General features: G+C 64.2%; 1 pseudogene. It reads left to right on the forward strand.

From position 1 onward, the window contains the following. A pseudogene (locus A5777_RS24320) lies at positions 1-1331 on the forward strand (DUF222 domain-containing protein); the annotation flags it as partial.

A 1331-nucleotide genomic window follows, 5' to 3' on the forward strand; every position in this document is an offset into this window, starting at 1 on the left:
GCGCCTTCGGCTTTGGTGTCGGCTGTGGTGGGGTCGGCGGATGCGGTGGTGGCGGAGAAACTGTGTCGTTTGGCTGCGGTGTTGGATGAGTTGGCGACGGTGGATGTGTCGTTGGTATCTGATGACGTGCTGGTGGAAGCCACGATTGAGGCCGAACGGCTAGCACTGCGGACGGCGGGTGCGGTGACGGATCGTTTGATCGTGGAAGCCTCTGACCGGGATCTACCCCACTCGTTGGGTTTCCGCGATATTCGCAACTTCATGGGGCAGCGTCTGCATAGTGGTGACCCGGCCGCCCGGTATCGGGTGATCGCGGCGACCGGCTCGTTCACCACGATCTGCGGTGACCGCCTCCCAGCCGCGTGTCCGACGTTGGCCGGCTACGTCGCCGACGGTCGGGTCGCCGGCGCGCACGTCCGCGCGGTGGTGGAGGTGTTGGAAGCGATCCCTGGTGAGGTGTCGGCTCAGACGAAAGCTGCCGCCGAAGCACAGCTGGCCGGCAAGCGGTCGAGTTCACGCCCACCGAAATCACCAATCTCGGTTCACGATTGTTGGCTCATCTGGGTCCGGATGGGACTCTCACTGACCCGAAAGATCGGAAGCGGCGTCGCCGCCTGTGGGTGAACCGGCACAACGCGCAACTCATGTCGCGGTTGACCGCGGATTTGGATCCGATCGCCCGTGCCCGCCTGGATACGGTGTTGGACTCGTGGGCCAAACCCGGTATGAACAATCCCGACGACCCCGACTCGCCGGTCGGGCCGATCACCACCGCCAATGCTGAGCAGGTGGCGGCGGTGAGCGTTGCGGGATCAACGCTCACCCGCCCAACGCAACCACGACGCGTTCTCTGCCCTGTTGGGGCAGGTGCTGGAATCTGGGATGCTCGGCACTACGCATCGGGGGTTGCCGATCCAGGTGATCGTCACCACCAGCCTGCACGAGTTGGAGACACAGGCGGGGATCGCACACACCACCTCCGGAACACTGCTGCCAATCGGCGATGTGATCGAGATGGCCGCCACCAGTGGTGCCAGCCAGTATCTGGCGGTGTTCGGTGAGCACACCAGCATCCCGCTGTATTTGGGTCGGTCGAAACGGATCGCGTCGTTGGGGCAACGGTTGGCGTCGTTCGCCTCACCGGGCGGGAAAATGTGTTCGGCCCCCGGTTGTCACCAACCCGCGAGCAGGGTGCAGATGCATCACGCCGCGAAAGACTGGGCCGACGGCGGCTTGACTGATATTGACCAGTTGGTGCCGGCGTGTGATGTGCACAATCGGCGCGTCGGGTCGAAACCCGGCCAGTTCACCACCCGCATGATCACCGACGG

This window comes from Gordonia sp. 852002-10350_SCH5691597 (assembly GCF_001665715.1).
Taxonomy (GTDB): domain Bacteria; phylum Actinomycetota; class Actinomycetes; order Mycobacteriales; family Mycobacteriaceae; genus Gordonia; species Gordonia sputi.